The following is a 23,495-nucleotide window of genomic DNA, read 5'->3' on the forward strand; positions in this document are numbered from 1 at the left end:
TCTAAAGCACCTACAGGGTAAGGGAAACTCTGAAGAAGACTTCCAAATCTGGTGAAAACCCCGCCTGACACGAACACGACGGTTGAGTCCCGATGAAACAGATGTCCTTCGCCGATGCCGAGTACGCCGGCAAACGTAAGCAGACCCGCCGCGAGCGCTTCCTGATCGAGATGGATCAGGTGGTGCCCTGGGCTTGGTTACTTTGATCAAGCCGCATTATCCAAAGGGCGAAGGGGGCCGTCCGGCGTATCCGTTGATGGCCATGTTGCGCGTTCATTTGATGCAGAACTGGTTCGGCTACAGCGATCCGGCGATGGAAGAATCACTATATGAAACGACGATTCTGCGCCAGTTCGCGGGCTTGAATCTGGATCGGATTCCCGATGAAACCACGATCCTCAACTTCCGCCGCTTGTTGGAAAAACATGAGTTGGCAGGCGGGATTTTGCAGGTCATCAATGGCTATCTGGGCGACCGTGGCCTGCTGTTGCGTCACGGCACGGTGGTCGATGCGACGATCACTCACGCGCCGAGTTCGACCAAGAACAAGGACGGCAAACGCGACCCGCAAATGCACCAGACGAAGAAGGGGAATATGTATTTCTTCGGGATGAAAGCGCACATCGGCGTCGATGCCGAATCCCGCTTGGTGCATAGCCTGGTGGGCACGGCGGCCAATGTGGCGGACGTGACGCAGATCGATCAGTTGCTGCACGGTGAGGAAACTTACGTGTGTGGCGACGCCGGTTACACCGGCGTGGACAAACGTCCCGAGCATCAGGATCGCCAGATGATCTGGTCGATTGCCGCGCGGCCCAGCACGTATAAGAAGCACGGCAAGCAGAGCTTGATCGCTCAGGTGCGTCGCAAAATCGAAGACGCGAAAGCGCAGGTGCGGGCCAAGGTTGAGCATCCGTTTCGCGTGATCAAGCGCCAGTTTGGTTATACGAAAGTGCGCTTTCGTGGCTTGTCGAAAAACATCGCTCAACAGACAACCTTGTTCGCTTTGTCGAATCTGTGGATGGTGCGAAAACGGTTGATGGGGATGGGCGAGGTGCGTCTGTAATGCAGGCTGATCGCCCTGAAACAGCGCGATCAGAGGAAAGAACCATGAATTAAGGGCAAGAAAGGTCTGATTTTCGACCGACTTATGATTTTTCAGCCTCAAGTAGCGAGGGCATGAAAAATCGGTGGGTACTTCAGACCTTCCCTAGATAATCCAGGTCGATTCTTCATGCGAGATATAAAACTCTCAGCTACAAAAAAACGAACTTCCGTATTTGGCCGCTCTCTGCCGGTCGTCGATACGGTGCGAGCAGGTCAATTCGAATGCAATTACGCAGACAAGCATCACACCGCTGAAACTGTGCTGAAAACGGATAGGTTCAACCTTTATCGCCCCATAAGATGCCCCATATCGTCGATTCGATCAGGGGGGCGCCATGCATACCGAGACCAACTATACACTGCCCCTCGGCTTGCTCGGCAGGTCTCCGGCGGCAGACGCTACCGAATATGGTAGCCCGACCACAATGCCTGGGGTTTACGATACCGGTGCAGGCATCAGTCCTTCGCCCACTCCAGATGTGACGTTGGGAATTCGCACATGCAATCACACCGCCAATGAGCTGAAAGGCTATCGAGGAGCGCCCTCAGATAACGCCTTCAGCCAGAACCTACTGCGCATCGCCATATTTTACCCGCGGATAATCGGCACTACCGTATTTCGAGCCAGCCATGGTTCTGGTGGAGTACTACCTTTGCTCAAGTTATGTTTAGAGGAGGACGTACAAACTTCTGCAGACGCACAGACCATCAACGCCGATCCCCTCCCTCTATTAATTCCTCTGATCCTTCAGTGGAACCTGCCCCACCATCTTTTCATCCACACCGCCCCTATAGGTAACGACAGTAACTCGGGATTGAGCACCTCATACCCACACATGCGGCCAGCATTTCATGGTTGCGCCTCAATAGAGCATGAATCCTTCAGCAATGCTGATTGGATCTCTTACTAACATCCGCTGAAATAGATGGAGCCACTCATGTCCCTAAAGGACCAAATACAACTCGCAGAGAAAAAACTGGTTGACGCCATTGCTAGCCAGAACAGCCAAATCGTGGCTGAGCTTTATACCGATGACGCTCGTTTTCTTCCCGACGGCGCACCAACGCTCAAAGGCAGAACTGAGATCGCCGGCTTCTTCGAAGACATTTTTAGGAAAGGCATCGTCGCTGGGAAATTCACAACATTGGAAGTCGATGGAGATGAGAAAGCAGCAACCGAAATAGGCGCCTATCAACTCTTTGCTCAATCCCCACAAGGTCAACGCATCACTGCTGTGGCGGGACGCTATCTGGTCACTTGGAAACGTATCGACGGAGCCTGGCAGCTGCATAGGGACGTAGTCAGTCGGGATAAAAGCGACGACTGAACATAAAGCTTTTCGTCGCGCGCGCGCGCTCTTAGATCAAATACAAAAGGTAGAAACAGATGAAAACCGAGCCAATCACATCAGCATTTGAGCAGAACAATACCCCACTTACCTCAAACGAACCCTGGACCTGGAGTGCGGTGGATCTGGCCAAAGCGATCAGAACTCGACAACTATCCTCTCGTGAAGTTGTACAAAGCTGCCTTGACCGTATCGATGCGATAAACCCCATCATTAACGCCTTCACCGAGGTCAATCACGAAGAAGCATTAGCCTCGGCAGATGAGGCCGACCGCGCCGTCGCCTCTGGAAAACTGCTCGGGCCTCTACATGGCGTTCCTCTATCGACCAAGGTCAACATCGACCAATCTGGCCGCGCAACTACCAATGGGGTAACTCTATTCGCCGGCAATATCGCTACCGAGGACTCACCATCGATTGCCAAGTTGCGGCAATCCGGGGCCATACTGACTGCACGAAGCAATCTACCCGCGTTCTCGCTACGCTGGTTCTCCAGCAACAACCTACACGGAGTGACCCTCAATCCATGGAGCAAGGACCACACACCTGGCGGTTCGAGTGGTGGTGCCGCGGCAGCCATTGCAGCAGGCATGATGCCGCTTGCAATCGGTAATGACATCGGCGGGTCGATCCGGTACCCCGCATACTGCTGTGGAGTGACAGGAATCAGACCGACGGTTGGATTAGTTCCTCGCTGGTATGGCCCTAAAAACCTAGATCAACCTCTTTGCGTGCAAGTCATGGCAACAGACGGGCCTATTGCTCGGAACGTCGGGGATCTGCGACTGGCTCTTTCGGCTATGAGTGGCTTCGACTCAAGGGATCTGTTGTCGCTGCCCATGCCCGGCAACACGAAAAACGCCGAACGCCCGATGCGAGTCGGAATTCTGCGCACATCCGCTGCGACAACTACCTCAAAGGAGGTCTTGGAAGCTCTAGATCGTGCTGCAACTTATCTGTCAGACGCGGGCTACATCGTCGAAGAAATAGAGTTACCCTTCCTAGAGGAAGCCTATCGTCTCTGGTATCTACTTGCGATAGAGGAGTTTCGTGAAATGCTCCCGCTCATGGAGCAAGCAGGAGATCAAGGAGCGCTGACGGCTATGAAGTTCACCCTTGAAGTAGCAGCCGATTGGTGGGGCACGCAGCCCACTTTAAGAGACTACATGCACGGCTATGCACGGCGCGGCAGCTTGATAGCCCAACTGCAAGCAGTTCTGGAGTCCTATCCGGTCATACTGCTTCCAGTATCTGCCGAACAGGCCTTTCCGCAGAATCTGGACATCGAAAGTCTTGAAGGCATGCGACGAGCGGTAAAAGCCAACTGGTCCATGATGGGGATCGCCAACCTGGGCTTCCCGGCAATGTCAGTTCCAGTTGGTATCGAGAGCAGGCTACCCTGCGGAGTGCAATTACTCGGCCGGCGCTATCGCGAGGGAGACCTGTTTGACGCCGCGGAGATCATCGAAGCACGGGCAGGTCGACTAACACCAATCGACCCGCGCTGAGCAGGTGACACGATCGGGTACATCCGCGAAAAAAATCGCGGTGTACCTGACCGTCGTGAGCGCACCGCGATGTTCAATCTTGTCCCCTCCCCCCAACGAGTATCTTCTTCTTTACTCCTGCTTTTACTGGGCCTTAGAGTACCGGCTTTTCGGAACGTGCCAGTGGATTGCTGTCTGCGGGCGTCGCCTGCAACCATCCCGCTTCAACTGCATGCAGCAGGTGGCCGAGCTGATCAAGTTCACCCGGCACCTGGGTCAATTGTTCCAGACATTCAAGGCTCGTCTCGGCTAGTCGGGTAATCGCAATATCAACCAACCGCATCCCCTCGTCACTCAGCTGGATGAGTTGGCTACGTCGGTCTTCAGGATCATAAATACGTTGTGCCACTTGCGAAATATGTCGGTCGATGAGCATGGAGAGACTGCGAATACGCAAAGTTGCCAATCCGTCGTGATTGAGGTCGGGGCGTTCTCTTCGCCACGCTTGGGCAACCTACGGCTCAGGACTGGCTATTTGCTTCGGGACGAGATTCCACCCAACACGTTTTCGTCACCGCCTTCTTGCTTATCGAATGCCTCTCTGGCTGCGTCGATGTCGGAAATATGATTATTTGCCCATGCTCCCAATGCGATAACAGGTTCTGTCAGAGAGCGTCCAAGCAGCGTCAATTCGTATTCGACATGTGGTGGCATGACTGCAATGACCGTTCGCTTTATGATTCCATCTCGTTCCAAGCCTCGCAGACAAAGCGTCAACATGCGTTGAGATATGCCATTGATAGAGCGCTTTAATTCTGTAAACCGGCGAGGGCCGCCTTCCAGAAACATGATGATCAGGACACTCCACTTTTCGCCGACACGAGCCAGTACCCGACTGATCTTCTGGCAGTCGGACTTTTGCAAATCGTGCGGCGGTACGGTTACATCCATGATACTGGGTTCTCTTTATGTGCCGTATTGTGCGTGATAGGCGTGGTGGTTCATTGTTAGCTCGAATCACAATTGTATACCACGGGAATTAGCCATGACGCTTTTGCATATCGACGCCAGCATTCTGGATCATCAATCGGTCAGCCGACAGCTCACGGCCACCATCGTCGAGCGACTGACTGAAGGCAAGCCTGGCATCCAGGTCGTTCGCACCGATCTTGCAGCCGACCCCATCGGGCATTTGTCCGCAGCCGAGTTCTTGGCCTTCCAGGGCGTAGAACCTCAAGACGAAGCCACCAAGCAGCAAGTCGCGCGCAACGAGCAGTTCCTGACCGATTTCCTCGCCGCCGAAATCGTCGTCATTGGTGCTCCCATGTACAACTTCTCGCTGCCGACCCAGCTCAAGGCTTGGCTTGATCGCATTGCGGTAGCTGGCAAGACCTTCCGTTACTCCGCCACTGGTGTTGAAGGGCTCGCTGGCGGCAAGCGGGTCATCGTTGCGTCGACACGCGGCGGGCTTTTCAGCGAGGGCGCACCTGCCGCCTCCCTTGATCATCAGGAAACCTACCTGCGCGGCATTTTTGGTTTCGTCGGAATAAATGACGTCACCTTCGTTCGTGCTGAAGGCTTGGCATTGGGTGATGAGACCCGAAAGGCGGCCGTTGCGACTGCCATAGCACAGGTTGAGCAACTCGCAGCCTGATATCCCTTACTCAAGAGAAATATGCCATGAACACGACAACTTCAATTTCACCGACCGCGCAGAGCCGAACGAGCAAATTTGTTTCCTGGGGCCTGCGGATTCTCGCCGCTCTGGTTTTCTTGGCTGCCGGCGGTGCCAAGCTCGCTGGAGTGCCGATGATGGTAGAAATATTCGAGCACATTGGAATCGGTCAATGGTTCCGGATCGTTACGGGGCTGATTGAGATCATCGGCGCGATTGGTTTGCTGGTACCAGCCATGGCAGGCTTGGCGGGCCTGCTATTGGCTGCCACCATGTCAGCTGCCATCCTGGTTCACCTGTTTGTCATTGGTGGCAGCCCCGTTCCTGCCATCGTGCTACTGCTCATCACGGCAACGATCGCGTGGCAGCACCGGACCAGTGTGCCGATGTTGAATCGGTTGGGTCGGGGCTGAAAGAGGAGTAAGAAAAATGAGCGCAGTTCTCGGCTACAAGCGCGCACTTGTAGCGCGGCCCATCACGCATCGCACGCGAGGCCATGGGCACGGACCGATCATTCGGTTGATGAGTCCTTCCGACCTTGGCCAGTTCGCCAAGCCCTTCGTGTTCCTCGACCTGTTCGATGCGGACAAGAGCACCATCCAGGCGATGGCCGACATGCCGCTGCACCCGCATTCAGGCATTGCGACCGTGACGGTGCCAGTCGAAGGCGCCGTCCATTACGAAGACCCGGCCAATGGCACGTCTGGCACGCTCGGCTACGGTGCCGTGGAATGGGCACGTGCCGGCGGTGGCATGTGGCATGGCAAGGAACTGTCCGCCGCCGACGTGCCACGCCTCCAGGGCTTCCAACTCTGGCTGGCCCTGCCCGCCGAACAGGAAAACGGCGAACAGGAAAGCCGCTATATCGAAGCCCAACACATGCGCCAAGCCGGCCCGGCACACATCATTGTCGGCAACCACGAAGGCGTGCAAAGCCCCGTGCCTGCGCCCGAAGGCATCAATTATTTGCTCGTTACCCTGCGTGCCGGCGAGCGCTGGACGTACCAGCCGCCGGCTGGCCATTCCGTGGGCTGGTTGGCACTCGCTAAGGGCAGGCTCGATGCAGGTGGCGGTGACCCAGTCGAGGCAGGAGAAATGGTGGTGTTCGAGCCGGGCGAAACAACCATTGAGCTCGAAGCATCCAGCGAGGACGACGCCGTATTCGTCCTTGGATCGGCCGTGCCGCATCCCTATCCACTGCACATGGGTTACTACTCGGTGCATACCTCCGCGCAGGCGTTGGAAGCCGGAGAGTGTCGCATCGCCGAACTAGGCCGCAAGCTCAAGGAAGCCGGGGATCGGCGCACGGCTTCAGGGACGATTCCGGTATTTCGCTGACGATCATCCGGCATCGGCGATGAATTCCCGTGCCGGGCCGCCGACGAACCGGGCCCGGCTCTGGCCAACTACGGCCTGGACACCCTGCGCTTTATCAACCCTGTGGGCATCGGCGACACCATCCAGGCGCGCCTGACCTGCAAACGCAAGATTTGATTCATATCGAAGACATGATATGCGCACGGCGCACTGCGGGAGCTTGAAAACGATGGTATGGGAAAAGCGTGCCGGTGAAGCCTACCTCACGCGGCCGCAGAGCAAAGAGCACCTAAAAGAGTCAGCGACGACGCTTATCAGTATCGCTAGTATGGTTTCTCATCCTTGATCACCTCCTCCTACCGGCATGGTCAGACCTGTGATGTAGGACGCTTCATCGCTCGCCAGAAACAGTATCGCGCCCGCCTGCTCGTCCAATGTCCCATAGCGCTTCATCAGACTGCTGTCGATTGTCTGATCGACGATCTGCTGGTACCACTGTTTCTCCTCGGTGCTTTGTTCGGCGCTGTTACGCGGAATCAACCGGGGTGGCGCCTCAGTTCCACCAGGCGCCGTCGCATTGACTCTCACGCCCCGTCCCGCGGTTTCGAACGCCAGGCACGCCGTCAGCGCATTCACGCCACCCTTTGCCGCACCGTAAGGCACGCGATTAATGCTGCGGGTAGCGATCGACGACACGTTGACAATGGCCCCGTTGCCCTGCGCGAGCATGAATGGCAACGCAGCGTGGCAGCACCATAACGTCGGGAACAGTGACCGTCGGACTTCAGCCTCGATCTGCTGAGGGTCGTAGTGCTCGAAAGGTTTGGCCCAGATCGTCCCACCGACATTATTGATGAGAATGTCCAGACGCCCGAAACGCTCAATGGCGGTGTGCATTACCCGGTTGCATTCGTCGTACTGCTCAAGATCTGCAGTGAGTGCGAGCACTTCGCTGTTCTGCGCTAGCTGCTGTCGCACGTCGTAGATTAGCTCAGAGCGATCGACCAGGATCAACCGCGCGCCCTCCCCAGCCATTCGCTCGGCGACACGCCGTCCGATGCCTTGGGCGGCACCAGTGATCAGTGCGACTTTGTCTCGAAATCTATCCATGTGTACCTCATGACGGAGCGTTTTGTAGGAGCGGGCCCGCGATGGCCGTCAACGGTGACGTGGGCATTCTGAACAGATGCGGCGTACGAGCGTTCTTCGCGAGCGTTCGGGCCTCGACCGGCTACTCCTACAAGCAATCTGTATCGCGCAGTTCTAGCGCACGACTAAGCGGCGCTGGCGGCAAACTTCTCGTAATAGAAATTCGCCGGCGCGACACCTTGTTCGCGAATGAACTGGCTGACCGCTTCGACCATCGGCGGTGGCCCGCAAAGGTAGACGTCGACGTTACCATCGTGCAGATGTCTTGGCTCAATGTGCTGGGTCACATAGCCCTTAAGCGGGTGTCGGCTGTCTGGGCTGGCCACGCAGGCACTAAAACTGAAGTTGGGAATCCGCGCAGCGAAAGCTTCGAGGCGATCCATCTCCACCTGGTCACGATCGTGGGTCACGCCGTAGATCAGATGCAGCGGATGCGCACTGCCTTGCTCGGCGACTCTCTCCAACATCGCCGTGAACGGCGCCAGGCCCGTACCGCCGGCTAGCAACAACAACGGCCGACGGATATCACGCAGATAGAAGCTGCCCAGCGGTCCGGCCAGGCTCATGTTGTCGCCGGCCTTGGCCACTTCGGTGAGGAAGCTGCTCATGAGGCCGCCGGGCACGTTGCGAATAAGGAAACTGACTTCACCGTCACGCTGCAACGAGCTGAACGAATACGCGCGGGTCTGCTCGCTGCCGGGAATTCCGAGGTTCACGTATTGCCCCGGCAGGAACGCCAGTTTGCTCAGGGCTTCGCCCTTGAGCGACAACGCGATGGTACTGTCGGACAACTGGCGCACGGCGCTGATGGTGGCGTCATAGCTCGCCTGACGGGTGCGGCAAACCTGCGAAGAGGTCGGCACGCGTATCACGCAATCGCTCTGGGCGCGCATCTGGCAGGTAAGGACGAAACCTTGCTCGGCTTCTTCCGCGCTGAGCGCATCTTCGATGTACTCCTCGCCCAACTCATAACGGCCGGCCTCGGCGAAACATTTGCAGGTACCGCAGGCGCCGTCGCGGCAATCCAGTGGAATATTGATGCCTTGGCGATACGCGGCATCGGCCACGGTTTCGCCGACATTGGCGTCGATGAATCGGGTGACGCCGTCTTCAAAATTGAATGCGATGGAATGAGTCATGACCGCTGCCTCACAGGTGGTAGACATCGATGACCTGGCGAACGTAGTCGTTCTTCAGGATCACTTTCTTGGCCTTGATCAGCGGGTTTTCACCGCGCACATCGAGGGTGTAGAAACTGCTGCCGAAATAGCTGTCGACGGTCTTGTAGCGAAAGCTCAGGGTGTGCCAGTTGAAGCGCACTTTGCACAGCCCGTCGGCCTGTTCGAGCAGCTCGATGTTGCTGATGTTGTGCGAGGTGCGGGTGTCCGGAATGCTCGCGCTGGAACGTTCGGTCTTGATGCGGAAGACGCGGTCTTCCAGGCCAGTGCGGTTGCCGTACCAGATCAGCGAGATTTCCCGCTGCGGGTCTTCGGTCAACTCGTCGTTGTCGTCCCAGGACGGCATCCAGAACGTCGCATCCGGGGCGTATAACTCCAGCCATTCGTCCCATTGTCGGTCATCGAGGTAGCGCGCTTCGCGGTAGAGAAAATCGCGTACGGCGTCATAGGTGATGGTCATTGCACGGCCTCCACAGGAATCAGGTCGGACTGCTCGGCGGCCAAGGCTTTGAGCATGGTCTGCTGCCAATACTTGTGTTGCAGCACGAACAAACCCTCGTCTTCGGTGCGCACGCCGCTGAGCAGCGGATGCAGGTCGATTTCCTTGGCCGCCTCATCGGCGCCTTCGATCCAGTGTTCGGCGCCACGGGACATGTCGTTCCAGGCGGTCACGCTGCCCTGATAGCTGGTCTGGCAGGAACGAAATTCTTCCAGATCATCCGGGGTGGCCATGCCGCTGACGTTGAAGAAATCCTCGTACTGGCGAATCCGACTCGAACGGGCGTGGTCGCTTTCGCCTTTGGGGGCGATGCAGTAAATGGTGATTTCCGTGCGGTCGACCGAGATCGGCCGGGCGATGCGAATCTGCGAACTGAACTGGTCCATCAGGTACACGTTCGGGTACAGGCACAGGTTGCGCGAGTTCTCGATCATCCAGTCGGCGCGGGCCTTACCGAAGTCCTGGGCCAGTTCATCGCGACGCTCGTAAAGCGGACGATCTTCAGGGTTGGCCCAACGGGTCCAGAGCAGCATGTGGCCCTTGTCGAAGGAATAGAAACCACCACCCTGCTTGGCCCAACTGCCGGCACTCATGGTCGGGTTGCAATCGCCGGCCTCGCGCTGCTTGCGCTGGTTCTGGGTGGCGGCGTAGTTCCAGTGCACGGAGCTGACGTGATAGCCGTCGGCGCCGTTTTCGGCGGTGAGTTTCCAGTTGCCTTCGTAGATGTAGCTGGAGGAACCGCGCAACACTTCCAGGCCATCGGCGGACTGATCGACGATCATGTCGATGATCTTCGCCGACTCGCCCAGGTGCTCTACCAATGGCACGACATCGGCCTTGAGACTGCCGAACAGGAAGCCGCGATAGGATTCGAAACGCGCGACTTTGGTCAGGTCGTGGGAGCCTTCGCAATTGAAGCTCGCGGGGTAGCCGGCCGCCGCCGGGTCCTTGACCTTGAGCAGCTTGCCGGAGTTGTTGAAGGTCCAGCCATGGAAGGGGCAGGTGTAGGAACTCTTGTTGCCGGTCTTGTGCCGGCAGAGCATCGCGCCACGGTGGCTGCATGCGTTGATAAAGGCGTTCAACTCACCGTCTTTATTGCGCGCGATGAAGATCGACTGGCGCCCCATGGTGGTGGTGTAGAAGTCGTTGATATTGGGGATCTGGCTTTCGTGCGCGAGGTACAGCCAGTTGCCTTCGAAGATGTGCTGCATCTCCAGATCGAACAGCCGTGGATCGGTGAACATCTCGCGCTTGCAGCGATAGATGCCCTGCTCAGGGTCTTCTTCAAGCAGGGAGTGAAGGTATTCGGGTCGCAGGGTCATGGCCGCCTCCATTGTTTTTATTCAGGCAGGGCCATGCTAGGACGAGGGGATGGGGCGGACTATCCGCGGGGTGCAGACCTGTATCCGTTTTGTGCAGAGCGGTCAGTGGTGGATGCTTGCCAATGTGGCGAGGGAGCTTGCTCCCTCGCCACAGGTTACTCATTGATCTCAGTGGCGGCGCTTTAGGGTATCCGATGGCAATTCGCCGAACTGTTTTCGGTAGCTGTCGGAGAACCGGCCTAGGTGCAGAAAGCCGTAATCCATGGCCACTTCCGTGACGTTGCGCACGTTGCAGGTCGGGTCGCTCAGGTTGGCGTGGATGCGTTCGAGCTTTTTCTGCCGAATGTAATTTTTCGGCGTGTCCCCCGCGTTGCGTTCGAACAACCCATACAGCGAACGCAGGCTCATCCGTGCCTGGCGTGCCAACTCTTCACTGTCGATGTCCTGCTTGAGGTTGCACGCAATGTAATCGACCAGCGCCTCGAACGTGGCCGAGGGTGAGCCGGGATCGGTGCGGATGACGTTGGTTTTCATCAGGCCAAGCATCTTGCTGACAACGATTTGCGCATAGTGCTCCTGCACCCGGGGAATCTGCTCGGTGGCTTCCGCCTCCTGGCAAATCATCGCCAGCAGACCGACGAAACCTTCCAGTTCATTGAGCTGATAACGGTTCTCCAGAAACCGTACGCCCTGCCCCGGATACCGCCAGCGCTGCTCTTCGCACAACGACTCCAGCAGCCGCGAGGGGACTTTCAGGATGAATTTTTCGCAATCACTGGAATAGGTCAGATCCACCGGATCATCGGGGTTGATCAGCAATAACTCGCCAGGCGCGAAGTAATGTTCCTGGCCATGACCACGCCACAGGCAGTTGCCGCGCAGCAGCACTTGCAAGTGATAGATGCTGTCCAGCGCATGGGATATAACCCGCACGCTGGCGCCGTAACTGATGCGGCACAGGTCGAGGCTGGCGAATTTGCGATGATCGAGGCTGGCCAGCGGTCGGCCGGCCCTGGGCATCTGGAGGCAATGATTGCCGACATGCTGATTGACGTAGCCCGATACCGCGTAAGGGTCGGCGTGGTCGAAGACTCTGCTGCGATGACTCAACAATTGCGCTTGCATCATCGGATCACTCTCATTGTTATTGTTGATTGCGCCGCCATTCTAGTGTGCTGGCCGAAACACAGAAGACCACGAGATAAACGGTCGGTTATCTCGTGGCCCGGTTCGGCTGGTCGAGGGTATCAGTCCTCGAGCGCGCGAACCCGTTCGGGGCGTTGCTGCTCCTCAGGCTGGGCAGACGACTGCAGCCCCCGGCAACCCGCGGCCCAGCTACGCCGACCATGTGATCGCGTTATTCGAATCCTATGGCGTGCACATCAACGTGGCGCAATGGACCAATGAGCTGCAAACAGCGATCGGTCTGGTGGGTGCGGGAATCGGGGTGACGTTGGTGCCGGCCTCAGTGCAGTTGCTGCACCGCGACGACATTGGCTTCACCCCGGTGCTGGAAGACAACGCCACCTCGCCAATCATCCTCAGCCGACGCGTGGGCGATGTATCACCGGGGTTGAATCATTGTTTGCAGATGATTGGTGAGCTGTTACCAAAAGACTAACGGGCACGCTTTTTAACCCAACCTATGTGCTCATGGACCGACAGTGCCCACGTCTATTCTTCGCGACAGCACCACCTCGCTCTACGAGCAGATTGCCCATCGATTGCTGGAAGAGATCCAGCGCGGCGATTTCGAACCCAGCGGCAAACTGCCCTCCGGGGTCGATGTTGGTAATGGAGCGCACCTCTTATTTTGCCTACGGACGCTGCTGTGACCACACGACGTTTTTTATCCGGACGGAACGCTATGCCTTCATCCTCAGCAGAGTTTTCAAGTCCAACCCCGCTAGTGTGCATGCGCCTTAGAGAGCACTCGTTAATCCGAGATGATAATGTCAAAAATATTATGCTTTAGTTTCGACTGCAGACTCGGCTAAGGATGCACACAGTAAATCAGTAATAGTTATTATCCGCTCGAGCATATTAAGAATGCGAGGATCATTTTTTTCACAAGCAAAAAAAAAACAAATTTATCTTATGATTAAATGCTTTAAGAAAGGTGCCTATTAATCTTGGCGCGAGCGACGTTCATTCATGATTTCTTGTAGATTCGCTTCAATCCAATCTGCGAGGACTTCCACATGGCGTGCCACCTCAAGCCCCATAGGGGTAAGGCTATACTCAACATGAGGTGGTACCACCGGGTATGATTTACGTATAACAAATCCATCGTATTCCAAAAATTGAAGTGTTTGTGCAAGCATCTTTTCGCTTACACCTCCAATCTTTCTACGCAGATCGCTAAAGCGGTGCGTGCCTGCAATTAACGCTACCAGTACCAATACTCCCCAACGGCTCGTGACGTGTTGAAGGATTATCCTTAAAGGGCAGCCTGCGTCAAACAGCTGCCCCTCACGTAATTGGTTAGCCACGGTCGTGGGCCGTTCAATAACTTCATAAGGAACAGAATCAGACATACATACTTACCTTCAGGTGCGTACTTACAAAAAGATTGCCAAGCCAATATTCTGCCGGCGCACACATTTTTTGTACAAGGAGCTTCTTCATGATTGCCATCACCGGTGCGACTGGCCAACTCGGCCGACTCGTTGTTGAGAAACTCAAACAGAAAGTACCCGCGTCCGATATCGTCGCCTTCGTTCGCAACCCGACCAAGGCAAGCGAGTTGGGCGTAGCGGCTCGAACAGCAGATTACTCTAAACCTGAGACCCTTGTTACGGCCCTCACGGGAGTTGATACGCTGCTTTTGATTTCATCAAGCGAAATCGGCAAGCGCGTGGAGCAGCATCGAAACGTCATCAATGCGGCAAAGCAGGCAGGCGTGAAGCGCATCGTTTACACCAGTCTTCTCCATGCAGACACCTCATCATTGAGCCTCGCCGCAGAGCACCGCCAAACGGAAGCAGAGCTCAGAGGCTCGGGCCTTGAATTCACCATCATGCGTCACGGATGGTACGCCGAGAATCACACTGGCTTTATCCCTGGAGCGCTTGCTGGCGGCGCTTTTATTGGCAGCGCAGGTGCTGGCAAGATTGCGGCGGCGACACGCGAAGACTACGCGCAAGCCGCTGCAGTAGTGCTCACCAGTGAAGGCCAGGAGAGCAAAATTTACGAATTGGCTGGCGATACCGCATGGACACTCTCTGAGCTTGCTGCAGAAATCTCACGACAAATCGGTAAAGACATTCCGTACAAGAATTTGCCTGAGGCGGACTACGCCAATGCACTAACGGGTTTTGGCTTGCCCGAACCACTGGCGCGCGCCGTCGCGGGGTACGATGTCAGCGCATCTGAGGGTGCACTCTTCGATGACAGCCACCAGCTGTCGAAGCTGATCGGCAGGACCACCACCTCACTTTCAGCGGCAGTCGCTGCAGCCCTTAAGAGTAGCGGCAGTGGAACCCTGTAATTCGCAACTGAGCTAAATATCTACTAATAATCGACAGTGGCCCTGAAGCTGGCATCCACCCATGGATCCAGCACATCAAACCAGGGCCGCGAGTTGATCAGAGCAGGCTTGGAATGCATCGTTGGCAGTGCTGAGACTACAGTTTTTTCTCCACGAACATTGCTATGGAATCCCAAGCGGCTTCCACTACTGGCGCTCCGAAAGCCCTCAACCCTGAGTGCACCATGCCTCGCGCGATGTGTAATTGTGTGTCCACGCCATCAGCCACCAACACATCGTGATAGGACACTCCGTGATCTCGCAGGGGATCAATTTGCGCCACGGCGACGAACGTCGGCGCGAGCCCACGAAAGTCTTTCGCTTCTAAAGGCATGGCGCATGGGTCCAGTCGGTCTTGCGCATTCGGCAGGAACCCCTCAAGAGACTTCGCCAGACCGGTCACTGTCATCATCGGTGCATTGGCGTGTTCTTGCATGGATGGAAGTTGATGTGCAACCGTCAAAACCGGATAGATCAGTACCTGGGCCAACGGCTGAGGATATCCATCTCTTCGCAAGGCCATACACAAACCCGCCGCAAGCGTACCTCCGGCACTGTCACCGATGACCATCAAGCGTTCAGTACTGAGATCAGGATCGACAAGTCCCTGCCGCAGCCCATGCCAAACTCCTAGGCAATCCTCCAGTGGAGCAGGATAGACATGCTCAGGTGCAAGCCGATAATCGACCGCAACGATCGCCACCTGCAGCCGCTGGCCCAAGGCGTATGCAAACCAGTCGTGGGTATCAAGACTACCCAAATCCCAGCCGCCGCCGTGGATGTAAAGCAGAGTTGGCCAGCCTCCCACGGGGGTGATGTCGTCGGGTCGGTAGCATCGCAAGCGCAATCCCTGCCATTGGAGATCATCAATCCGCCAGTCGTCGGGCGCAGGCGGCGTACACGCTCGGCAGGCACGCAAGAACGCTTCCCGCCGAGCGGCCAGGCTGCCATCTGCTGGGGAGAAGCGTTGGCTGGCTTCGACATAGGCTTGCATGGCGGCATCGAGCCGGTAGGTTTGAGTCATGATGAATGCACCTCCATAAAACAAAGCTGCCGCACTGCATGCAGTGCGGCAACGTGATCAATTACGGCTACTAAAACAGCGGCAAGGTATAGGCCAGAATCACCCGATTTTCATCCCGGCGCCCGGTTGCATCCCCTTGCAACTGGACATTGCGCCAGCGCAGCGCAAGGTTTTTCAGTGGGCCGTCCTGAATCACATAGGTGATATCCAGGTTGCGCTCCCATTCGCTGGCGTCCTGACCTGCAACCTTGAAATTGTCGCCTTTCACGTAACGAGCAAAAGCCGTCAGGCCGGGCACGCCGAGCGGCGCAAAATCCAGGTCATAACGCGCCTGCCACGAGCGCTCCTGGGCACGGTCGAAACGTAGAACCTGAACCGCGTTAGCCACTCCTGGCAGATCGGTGTCGTGAATAAACGGCAGCGCACTGTCCCCGGCGTTGTACTGGTAGCCGATGCGGAAAGTCTGCGCACGCAGGTTGGCGCTGAGCATCCCGGACGCCATGCGGCTGTCGAGTTTGCCTGCCTGTTCAGCGCCGGACTCACCGGTGTCGAGGTAATTGAGCGTACCCGACAGGTTCAACTCACCTGCCTTGTGCGTATGGGTCACGGTGTACAGATTTTGCTGATAGACATCTTCCAGACGTCCACCCCACGCGCCTGCGGTCCATTGCGGGTTGATGCGCCAGGTACCGCCCAGGTAATTGAAGCGGTCGCTGAACACGCTGTAGTAATTGCCCACCTGAATCTCACGACTGCCCGCGAATTCGCGCTGATTGACGCGGCGCATCTGGCCCAGGCTGATATCGAGATTATCGAACTCGCGGATGTCGAGCATCGCGCCTTCAAAAAACTGCGGCAGCAGTCGGGAATCCCCGGAAGTGACCAGCGGAATTTTCGGAAACAGGCCACCCACCTTCAGTTCGCTCTTGGAATACTTCAATTTGAGCGCAGCGGTGGCCTCGGAAAAATTGTCGACCGAACGCGGGTCGGCATTGCGCGGACCACCGGCGCGGTCGTATGCGCCAGGCAGCAATCCGGTGCCACTGCGCGAGGGCGACGAGTCGAGCTTGAGCCCTAGGCCCGCGTAGACATCCACACCGACGCCAACAGTGCCGTCGGTGTAACCCGAGCCGCCTTTGAAGATGAAACCCTGTGCCCACTCCTCCAACTTTGACTGTGCCGGCTTGATCGAGTCCCGCAAGTCATGGTTGTAGTAGAAGTTGCGCAAGGTCAGGTTGCCGTGAGCATCATCGATCAGATCGGCCTGGGCCGCCAGGGGGCCAAGGCTGAGCAGCAGTGTCAAAGGTTTTGCAGCGCGAGCGAAGCCCGCCTCATGTGAGGATCTTTTCATTATTGTTGTTCTCGATGGTGGGTTTCGGTTTAGCGGTCAGTGGATGACGTCAGGTGTCGTGCCAGGTGAAATCAAGGGTTGCGCTCAGGCCTTGCCCTGGTTCCAGTTCATGAGTGCCCACGTCGTACCAAGTTGGACGCGGCTGGTTAAAGGCGTCGGCAAGGTGCGACACCGGCTCCAGGCAAAGGTAGTCGGCATTGGCCGGGGCGAAGGCGACGAAATGACTCAGCGGTGCCGATGCATGCAGGTCGAGCCGGCCGCTGTCATACGCCAATTGCAGATGCCCATCCCAACGCGACTGGTAATGGGCCAGTGCTCGCGCATCGTCCGCCTCGAACACCACGTTGCGCGGTTGGTCGAGGTACTCGCCAGTGACGAGGTAGTCGCAATCAATGGCCCAATCACGGCCGACCGCATAGTGCGCGCGCAGGCCGGGGTGGCGCTGGAAATACGGGTGCAAACCGAGTCCGCCGGGCATGGGTTGCTCGCCGTTGTTCGTCAACGCTAACGTGATACGCAAGCAATTGCCGGACAAGGCAAAATGCTGCTCGGCACGAAACGCCCACGGCCAATGCTCACCTTCATAATCACAGGCAATCAGCACCTGATCGGCAGCTGCGCTGACCACGTCCCAGGCCAGTGTGTGACTCACGCCGTGCAAGGTATGCGGGGCAGCCGCTGGATGGGCCGGCAAGCTGTGCACGCAACCGTTAAAACTCAGTTGCGCGTTACGCAGGCGGTTGGAGTACGGCATCAGTGGATAAGCGCCCGCCCTGGGCCAATTCAGCGGATCGAAACCTTCGCTGTCGATCGGCACCAGCACATCCAGCCCGTTCGCGCGCAGGGCGGCGATACGACCGCCCCAGGCGGGCAGCAAACTCAATGTCCAAGTGGCATTGCTCAGTACGACAGGTTGCATGGGACCTCCTGCGCCTGGATCAGGCACGGCAAACCCGGCCGCCGGTTGCGCGGCGACGACGGTTTATCAATTCACAAAAGGATGAAACGTCAACTACGCCGGAAACGCTCGATCACCTGCAGATCAATGTCCACGCCAAGCCCGGCATCCTGGGGAATCAGTAACTGGTTGCCCTGGCGTAGCGACTCGACCGGGTACAGCCAGTCCGCCGGTTCCACAAACAGGTACTCCACTTGGGGAACCCAAGGCTGGACCGCCGCCAAGTGCAGAGTGGCGATCAACCCGGGACCAAAGTACGGACAATGCGGCAGTACCACGGCATCGTGCTCGCGCGCTAACTCGGCAATGCGCAAACATTCGGAAATGCCTCCGACCTTGGTCACACTGGGCTGGATCGAATCGACCGCGCCCCTCGTCAAGGCCTCCTCGAACTGTACCGCCGTGCACCAGTTTTCCCCGGCGGAAATCGGTACTCCCTGACCGCGCAGGCTGGCGAGCGTGGCGAAGTCTTCGGGCGGAAAGATTGGCTCTTCCAGCCAGGCCAGGTTGAGATCCGCCAACGCCGGCTGCCAATCGCGGGTGTCTTGCACGCTCCACGAACAATTGACATCGGTGGCCAGTGGCACCGAATCGCCCACGGCGCGTCGGCAGGCGGCGATGTCGTGCAGGGTGGCCTCGTGCAGCTTGAGGTCGGTGAAGCCCATCGCCATCGCTTTTTCGCAGGTAGCCGGAGCAATCTTGTCATCGCCATAACGCACCAGGCTGGCATACGCCGGTACCTGGTCGCGACAGGATTCCCCCAACAGTCGATGCAACGGCACGCCCTGCCGCCTGGCGGCCAGGTCCCACAGGGCGATGTCGATCCCCGAGATGGCAAACATCGTCAACCCATAACGGCCAAACAGGTGCAGACGTCGCTGCAAATCCATGTTCCATGCGGCGATATCAGTGATGTCTTGCGCCAGCAACAGCGGTGCAATCAGACGATCGATCAGCGCCTTGGTTGCGTCGGCAACGAAGTAACCGAAGGCTTCACCCCAGCCGATATTGCCCTGCTCGTCTTCAAGACGGATCAGTACGTTTTCCAGGGTGCGCCAGGTAGAAGGCGTACCGCCCTGCCCTTTGCCACCATCCTGGAACGGAATCTCCACCACTATCGTATCGACACGGACGATCTTCATACACGCTCCAACACACTGGCCAGCGGCACACCCGCATAGGCACCGCCCACGTGGTCGCGGCCCGACCCTTCGGGCGCCATGGCCTCGTAGGGCAGATAATGCTCGGCAAGATGTTCACCGGCGTTATCTAGCGGCGTGTAGCCCAAGGCGCGAGCGCGCCGGTTGTGGAACAGCGGATTGGGGCTTTCGGAGACGCCGTAGACGATTTCCTGATGCACGTCCGGGTGCTCCAGGCCAATCAATAGCAACTGCGCCAAGTCGCGGGCGCTGGTCCACATGCGCAGACGGCGGGCATCGGACACCTTAGGGTCAGCATTACCAATACGCACAATGAACGTGGCCAAGTCATTGCGCTGGGAGGTCATGGCGCACGCCGCTTCGCCAAATACCTTGCTCAACGCGTAGTAACTGTCGGGCGCCACAGGCATGTCGTCAAAGTACTCAGCGGCGTCACTGCGGTGCTGGCCCAACACGTGATGGCTGCTGGCGAACACAAAACGCTTTACGTCATGCTGCAGCGCAGCCTCCAACAGGTACAAGGTGGCGTGATAATTGGGCTCGACCGTGCTGATGAACTCAATGTCGGTACCGTGAGCGCAGGCCAGATGCAGGATGCCATCTACCCCATTGACGGCCTGTTGCACACAGGCCGGGTCGGTCAGGTCACCGACCACTGCCGTCTCGCCTGCCACCAGACCTTCAACAGGTTTACGATCAAGCAGGCGTAGCGCATAGCGCTGACGAAGAAAGGGCCGCAGCGCGGTTCCGACGATACCGGCAGCGCCGGTGATAAGCAGCGTAGGCATGACAAGTTCCCAAATTCGTTACGGTCGCCGACTTTCGCCGGCGTTTCACAGGGTCAGGCGGCGGCGATAGCCATTTCGCGTTTCTGCGGCTTTTGGCCAACAAAGAACGCCACGATCAGCGCACCGAGGATGCCAAGGCCACCGGCCAAGGCAAAACCACTGCTGTAAGTGCCGGTGGACTGGATGATAAAGCCAGTGACCGTTGGCGCAACAATGCCCGACAGGTTGGCCAGCCCATGCATGAACCCACCCGCTGTGCCGACCTGGTGATCCGGTACCGCATCCTGGATCAGCGACCAGTAGGCCGGCGCGGTGAGCATCAAGAAACCGATGGCGACGGTCATTACCGCCACGGTCGCTGTCACGCTCTGAACCTGACCGGTCAACCCGATACACACCGCCGCAATCAACAGGCACGTGACGAGAACCACTTTGCGCGAGAACAACTGCTTGCCGGTGCGCTTGAACACCCAGTCAATGAGCAGGCCGCCGCAGACAAAACCAACGGTGCCCACCAGCCAAGGCAAGGCGGTAACGATGCTCATGGCCTTGAGGTCGATGCCCTTGGCGTCGATCAGGTAGCTGGGAAACCAGGTCATGAAGAAGTACAGGATGTAGTTGTAGCAAAACAGCGAAACACCAGTGACCAACACCGAACGCTGCAGAATGATCTCCAAGACAGGCGTGCGTGGCGCGTTTTCTATGGTGGAGACGGGCGCCTCACGGCCTTCGTTGATCTCGGCCAGTTCCTGGGGCGAGACCTTAGGGTGCTCGTTCGGCGTCGACGTGGCCAACCGGTACCAGGCGACCGCCCAGACCAAGCCGATCACGGCAATGACCACAAAGGCAACGCGCCAGCCCAACCACAGGGCGAGAAAACCAATAATGGGGCCGGCCAAGGCACCGCCCAATGGCCCCCCGGCCTGATTGAGGCCGATGGCGCGGGCACGCTCCTTGATTGGAAACCAGCTGTTGACGGTTTTGTTGGCAGTGGTTGACACCGGGCCCTCACCGACGCCAAACAATGCGCGAACGATCAGCAACGACCAGAAGTTGAACGCCAACGCGGTGGAGCCACACAGCACCGACCAGAAGCTCATGGACCAGGTCAGTACGCGCTTGGGGCCGAAGCGGTCGGCGAGGTAACCACCAATAAAACAAAACAGCGCGTAGCCGAAGAAGAAGCTGCTGAAGATCATGCCTTTTTCCGAAGGCGTGAGGTGATATTCCTGGGTGATAAACGGCATTGCGATCGACAAGGCTGCGCGGTCGATATAGTTGATGACCATGGCGAGGAACAGCATCGTCAGGATCGTCCAGCGGTAGTTCTTTTTCTTGTTCATTTACGTCTCCGCCCGGCATTGCAATGCCGGATCTTGTTGTTATAGCGCCTGCCCCGGGCAACAGGTCAGGCGCTGCTGGGGTCTAGACGCTGTAATCCACTGCCACCCATTCGAAGTACTGTTTGAGGTCCGCCACCAGGGCCTGGTGCGCAGGGTGCGGCAGGTAACGCTCGACCGCCGCCCCGTCATCAAAGGTGGACTCAAGGATGTAGTCCCAGCAGATCGGCCGGTGCAGCTCATTGGCGGCCACGTTCCACTGGCGGATGAAGTCGATCTCCTTCTCCAGGCCGCGCATCTGCGCGACCAGACGCGCTTCCAGTTCAGGCTGCGGTTCGACACCCGCCAGGCGCCGGAACATTACGATATGTCGCATCATCGTTACGCCCTCCGTTTAACCCAGGACCCAGGCCGGCGCGTCTTGCAACGCCACCGGGCGCAAGAAACGCTCGAGCGCGGCATAACCGACCGAGGTGGCTTGTGGAGTGGTAGACGATGGCCATGGTCCGCCATGCTGCTGCGCGTGACACACAGCAACTCCGGTCGGCACGCCGCCGAACAAGACGCGACCCGATACACGCTCAGCGGCGCGCACCAATTGCCGATTGAATTCACTGGATTCTTCGGCGCCCCACAGCGTGGTGGTCAAGGTCCCACCCACCACGTCCAGCACCTCAATGACCTGAGCCAGTGACCGGGCAGTGACGATCAACGCGGCTGGACCGAACATCTCCTCACGCAGGTGCGGGTTGGCGATAAATGCTTCTGCAGCGGCGGCCAACAACTGAGGTGCCGGTCCGGCACAATCCGCAGCTTTGTCAAAGACAGGTGTCGCGTGCTGCGCAACAGCGGCAACAGCAGCCTCGAACCCCTTCTGCATACCTGCTGTGAGCATGCGATGGGTGCCGATGGGGGCGATGGCTTCGGCAAACTGAGCGACAAAACGCTGAGACTGGGGCGATTCCAAAACCACGATCAGGCCTGGACTGGTGCAGAATTGACCGCAGCCGAGCGTAATGGAGGCCGCAAGTGTCTTGGCGAGCGTTTCACTGTTGTGATCCAGTGCTGCCGGCAACACCACCAGCGGGTTGATAGAGCCCAACTCACCAAAGAACGGCACCGGACGCGCACGTTCATTTGCCGCTTGCCACAGTGCCTTGCCCCCTTGGAAAGAGCCCGTGAATGCTACGGCGGCAATTGCGGGGTGCTGCACCAGGTAAGTACCGCCTGCACGTGAGGTACTCTCAACCAGGCTCAGTACGCCCTCGGGCAACCCTTGCTCGCGAATGACTGCTGCGGCTACCTCGAATACGGCACGGGACAGCGCAGGGTGGCCCGAGTGTGCCTTGACTACCACAGGGCAGCCGGCGGCCAGCGCAGAGGCCGTGTCGCCGCCGAGTACCGAAAAAGCGAACGGGAAATTGCTCGCGGAAAACATCGCTACAGGCCCCAGCGGACGTTGCACTCGCACCAGTTTCGGCCTGCCAACCGGTGGGGTGCCGGCAATGGCCTCATCGACAACGCGGCGATAAGGCACGCCCGCCTCCACTTCGCTGGCGAACCCACGCAGTTGGAACGCGGTACGTGCGACTTCACCGTTGAGCCGCGCTTCACCCAGCCCACTTTCACGGTCCGCGATGGCGACCAGTTGCGCCTGGTTGTGCTCAAGGGCGGAAGCTAATCCGCGCAGTAAAGTGGCACGCACAACAGCTGTTGATTCGGCCCAGGTAACCGCGGCGTCTACTGCCTTGGCTACAACCTCGTCGATGCCAACCAATGCGGGGTCTTGTTGATTACTCATGTCGATCTCCGTTCAGTGCGCCGCAGGGCCGAGGTTGTAACCACGACCTGCGTAGTCGAAATCCACCAGTTCATTGATCGCGATCGCCTTATCCGCAGGCGAGGCGTAATACGCACGAATCTCTTTGATCAGACCGCTCTGCTCGTCGAACACATACCACTCATCCCCGCGCAGGGCCGTGGTCAGCTTGCTTTTCCAGTGCGTCCATTCGATCACCGCTTCATGGCTGTCGTGACTGACCAAAATTTTCTCGATGGTCCACTGTGAACCGAGGCTCTCCACGCACCACTGCCACTTACGGGCAATGGCGTCGGCGGTGCGCCATGGAATATCCGGCAGGCCGGCCGGGAAGTAATGCACCGCGTCCGGGGTGAAACAGGACACCAATTTGTCGTAGTCAGCCTCGTTACAGGCATCGAAATAGCGACGAATCAGTTGGGCGTAAGTGTGCTCGGCCACGG

The 23,495-nt window shown here is 57.8% G+C and carries 24 protein-coding genes and 3 pseudogenes; 10 read left to right on the forward strand and 17 right to left on the reverse strand.

Annotated elements, in window-relative coordinates:
• The first annotated feature begins 92 nt into the window (after positions 1-92).
• The 4 genes and pseudogenes from ACA070_RS17290 (at position 93) to ACA070_RS17305 (ending at position 3,964) form a co-directional block, all read left to right on the forward strand.
• Positions 93-1,066: pseudogene (locus tag ACA070_RS17290) on the forward strand (IS5 family transposase).
• A 376-nt stretch (positions 1,067-1,442) separates the two neighbouring features.
• Positions 1,443-2,018 carry a transporter family protein gene (locus ACA070_RS17295; protein ID WP_497447610.1) on the forward strand — a complete coding sequence of 192 codons (576 nt, stop codon included), beginning with the start codon at positions 1,443-1,445 and terminating at the stop codon, positions 2,016-2,018.
• Between the two features lie 27 nt (positions 2,019-2,045).
• A complete protein-coding gene (locus ACA070_RS17300) occupies positions 2,046-2,435 on the forward strand; it encodes a YybH family protein (protein WP_497447611.1) in 390 nt (129 codons plus the stop codon).
• 59 nt (positions 2,436-2,494) lie between these two features.
• On the forward strand, positions 2,495-3,964 hold the full coding sequence (locus ACA070_RS17305; protein WP_497447612.1) for an amidase: 1,470 nt from the start codon (positions 2,495-2,497) through the stop codon (positions 3,962-3,964).
• 133 nt (positions 3,965-4,097) lie between these two features.
• On the opposite strand, the gene ACA070_RS17310 is transcribed toward ACA070_RS17305, so the two are convergent.
• The gene (locus ACA070_RS17310) at positions 4,098-4,400 is read right to left on the reverse strand and encodes a winged helix DNA-binding protein (protein ID WP_497447613.1); all 303 of its coding nucleotides are present in this window, start codon (positions 4,398-4,400) and stop codon (positions 4,098-4,100) included.
• 74 nt (positions 4,401-4,474) lie between these two features.
• Positions 4,475-4,894 carry a winged helix-turn-helix transcriptional regulator gene (locus ACA070_RS17315; RefSeq protein WP_426119100.1) on the reverse strand — a complete coding sequence of 140 codons (420 nt, stop codon included), beginning with the start codon at positions 4,892-4,894 and terminating at the stop codon, positions 4,475-4,477.
• Between the two features lie 94 nt (positions 4,895-4,988).
• Here ACA070_RS17315 and ACA070_RS17320 point away from each other — a divergent pair, with 94 nt between their 5' ends.
• Genes ACA070_RS17320 through ACA070_RS17330 form a run of 3 tightly spaced genes read left to right on the forward strand, consistent with a single transcriptional unit; the run spans position 4,989 to position 6,956 of the window.
• Entirely contained in the window at positions 4,989-5,597 is a 609-nt protein-coding gene (locus ACA070_RS17320; protein ID WP_426119101.1) for an FMN-dependent NADH-azoreductase, read from the forward strand.
• Between the two features lie 26 nt (positions 5,598-5,623).
• Positions 5,624-6,031 carry a DoxX family protein gene (locus ACA070_RS17325; RefSeq protein WP_426119103.1) on the forward strand — a complete coding sequence of 136 codons (408 nt, stop codon included), beginning with the start codon at positions 5,624-5,626 and terminating at the stop codon, positions 6,029-6,031.
• 16 nt (positions 6,032-6,047) lie between these two features.
• Positions 6,048-6,956 (forward strand): pirin family protein, encoded by a 909-nt coding sequence (locus ACA070_RS17330; RefSeq protein WP_497447614.1) that lies wholly within the window; start codon positions 6,048-6,050, stop codon positions 6,954-6,956.
• A gap of 315 nt (positions 6,957-7,271) precedes the next feature.
• Here the strand turns inward: ACA070_RS17330 and ACA070_RS17335 are convergent, their stop codons facing one another.
• The 5 genes from ACA070_RS17335 to ACA070_RS17355 all read right to left on the reverse strand — a co-directional run bounded on the left by ACA070_RS17335 (position 7,272) and on the right by ACA070_RS17355 (position 12,211).
• Complete coding sequence (locus tag ACA070_RS17335; protein ID WP_497447615.1) at positions 7,272-8,045, reverse strand: 1,6-dihydroxycyclohexa-2,4-diene-1-carboxylate dehydrogenase; 774 nt, start codon at positions 8,043-8,045, stop codon at positions 7,272-7,274.
• Positions 8,046-8,209: 164 nt separating this feature from the next.
• Entirely contained in the window at positions 8,210-9,223 is a 1,014-nt protein-coding gene (gene benC / locus ACA070_RS17340) for a benzoate 1,2-dioxygenase electron transfer component BenC (protein WP_497447616.1), read from the reverse strand.
• Between the two features lie 10 nt (positions 9,224-9,233).
• On the reverse strand, positions 9,234-9,722 hold the full coding sequence (benB, locus tag ACA070_RS17345) for a benzoate 1,2-dioxygenase small subunit (RefSeq protein ID WP_497266193.1): 489 nt from the start codon (positions 9,720-9,722) through the stop codon (positions 9,234-9,236).
• Positions 9,719-11,083: a benzoate 1,2-dioxygenase large subunit gene (gene benA / locus ACA070_RS17350; protein ID WP_497447617.1), complete on the reverse strand. Its 1,365-nt coding sequence runs from the start codon at positions 11,081-11,083 to the stop codon at positions 9,719-9,721. The genes benB and benA overlap by 4 nt, the downstream gene beginning before the upstream one ends.
• Positions 11,084-11,251: 168 nt before the next feature.
• Positions 11,252-12,211: an AraC family transcriptional regulator gene (locus tag ACA070_RS17355; protein ID WP_497447618.1), complete on the reverse strand. Its 960-nt coding sequence runs from the start codon at positions 12,209-12,211 to the stop codon at positions 11,252-11,254.
• Between the two features lie 187 nt (positions 12,212-12,398).
• Between ACA070_RS17355 and ACA070_RS17360 the strand changes: the two are divergent.
• Both ACA070_RS17360 and ACA070_RS17365 read left to right on the forward strand, forming a co-directional pair.
• Positions 12,399-12,704, forward strand: a pseudogene (locus ACA070_RS17360) (LysR substrate-binding domain-containing protein); the annotation flags it as partial.
• A 43-nt stretch (positions 12,705-12,747) separates the two neighbouring features.
• Positions 12,748-12,876: pseudogene (locus ACA070_RS17365) on the forward strand (GntR family transcriptional regulator); the annotation flags it as partial.
• A gap of 333 nt (positions 12,877-13,209) precedes the next feature.
• Here ACA070_RS17365 and ACA070_RS17370 read toward each other — a convergent pair.
• Positions 13,210-13,620 carry a winged helix-turn-helix transcriptional regulator gene (locus ACA070_RS17370; protein ID WP_497447619.1) on the reverse strand — a complete coding sequence of 137 codons (411 nt, stop codon included), beginning with the start codon at positions 13,618-13,620 and terminating at the stop codon, positions 13,210-13,212.
• Between the two features lie 89 nt (positions 13,621-13,709).
• Between ACA070_RS17370 and ACA070_RS17375 the strand changes: the two genes are divergently transcribed.
• Positions 13,710-14,573, forward strand: a complete 864-nt coding sequence (locus tag ACA070_RS17375) for an SDR family oxidoreductase (protein WP_497447620.1) — start codon at positions 13,710-13,712, stop codon at positions 14,571-14,573.
• Between the two features lie 136 nt (positions 14,574-14,709).
• On the opposite strand, the gene ACA070_RS17380 is transcribed toward ACA070_RS17375, so the two are convergent.
• The 9 genes from ACA070_RS17380 to ACA070_RS17420 form a co-directional block, all read right to left on the reverse strand.
• The gene (locus ACA070_RS17380) at positions 14,710-15,636 is read right to left on the reverse strand and encodes an alpha/beta hydrolase (RefSeq protein WP_497447621.1); all 927 of its coding nucleotides are present in this window, start codon (positions 15,634-15,636) and stop codon (positions 14,710-14,712) included.
• Positions 15,637-15,706: 70 nt separating this feature from the next.
• Positions 15,707-16,987 (reverse strand): OprD family porin, encoded by a 1,281-nt coding sequence (locus ACA070_RS17385; protein ID WP_497447622.1) that lies wholly within the window; start codon positions 16,985-16,987, stop codon positions 15,707-15,709.
• Between the two features lie 49 nt (positions 16,988-17,036).
• Complete coding sequence (locus ACA070_RS17390; protein WP_497447623.1) at positions 17,037-17,906, reverse strand: aldose 1-epimerase; 870 nt, start codon at positions 17,904-17,906, stop codon at positions 17,037-17,039.
• Positions 17,907-17,995: 89 nt separating this feature from the next.
• Entirely contained in the window at positions 17,996-19,087 is a 1,092-nt protein-coding gene (locus ACA070_RS17395; RefSeq protein WP_497447624.1) for a mandelate racemase/muconate lactonizing enzyme family protein, read from the reverse strand.
• Positions 19,084-19,893: an NAD-dependent epimerase/dehydratase family protein gene (locus ACA070_RS17400; RefSeq protein WP_497447625.1), complete on the reverse strand. Its 810-nt coding sequence runs from the start codon at positions 19,891-19,893 to the stop codon at positions 19,084-19,086. Before ACA070_RS17400 ends, ACA070_RS17395 begins: the two co-directional genes overlap by 4 nt.
• A 53-nt stretch (positions 19,894-19,946) precedes the next feature.
• A complete protein-coding gene (locus ACA070_RS17405; RefSeq protein WP_497447626.1) occupies positions 19,947-21,236 on the reverse strand; it encodes an MFS transporter in 1,290 nt (429 codons plus the stop codon).
• A gap of 82 nt (positions 21,237-21,318) precedes the next feature.
• Positions 21,319-21,612, reverse strand: a complete 294-nt coding sequence (locus ACA070_RS17410) for a Dabb family protein (protein ID WP_461993530.1) — start codon at positions 21,610-21,612, stop codon at positions 21,319-21,321.
• Positions 21,613-21,627: 15 nt separating this feature from the next.
• On the reverse strand, positions 21,628-23,034 hold the full coding sequence (locus ACA070_RS17415) for an aldehyde dehydrogenase (NADP(+)) (protein WP_497447627.1): 1,407 nt from the start codon (positions 23,032-23,034) through the stop codon (positions 21,628-21,630).
• A 12-nt stretch (positions 23,035-23,046) separates the two neighbouring features.
• The gene (locus tag ACA070_RS17420) at positions 23,047-23,493 is read right to left on the reverse strand and encodes a nuclear transport factor 2 family protein (RefSeq protein ID WP_497447628.1); all 447 of its coding nucleotides are present in this window, start codon (positions 23,491-23,493) and stop codon (positions 23,047-23,049) included.
• Between the last annotated feature and the right edge of the window lie 2 nt (positions 23,494-23,495).

The sequence above is a fragment of the Pseudomonas sp. LBUM1678 genome, assembly GCF_059695575.1.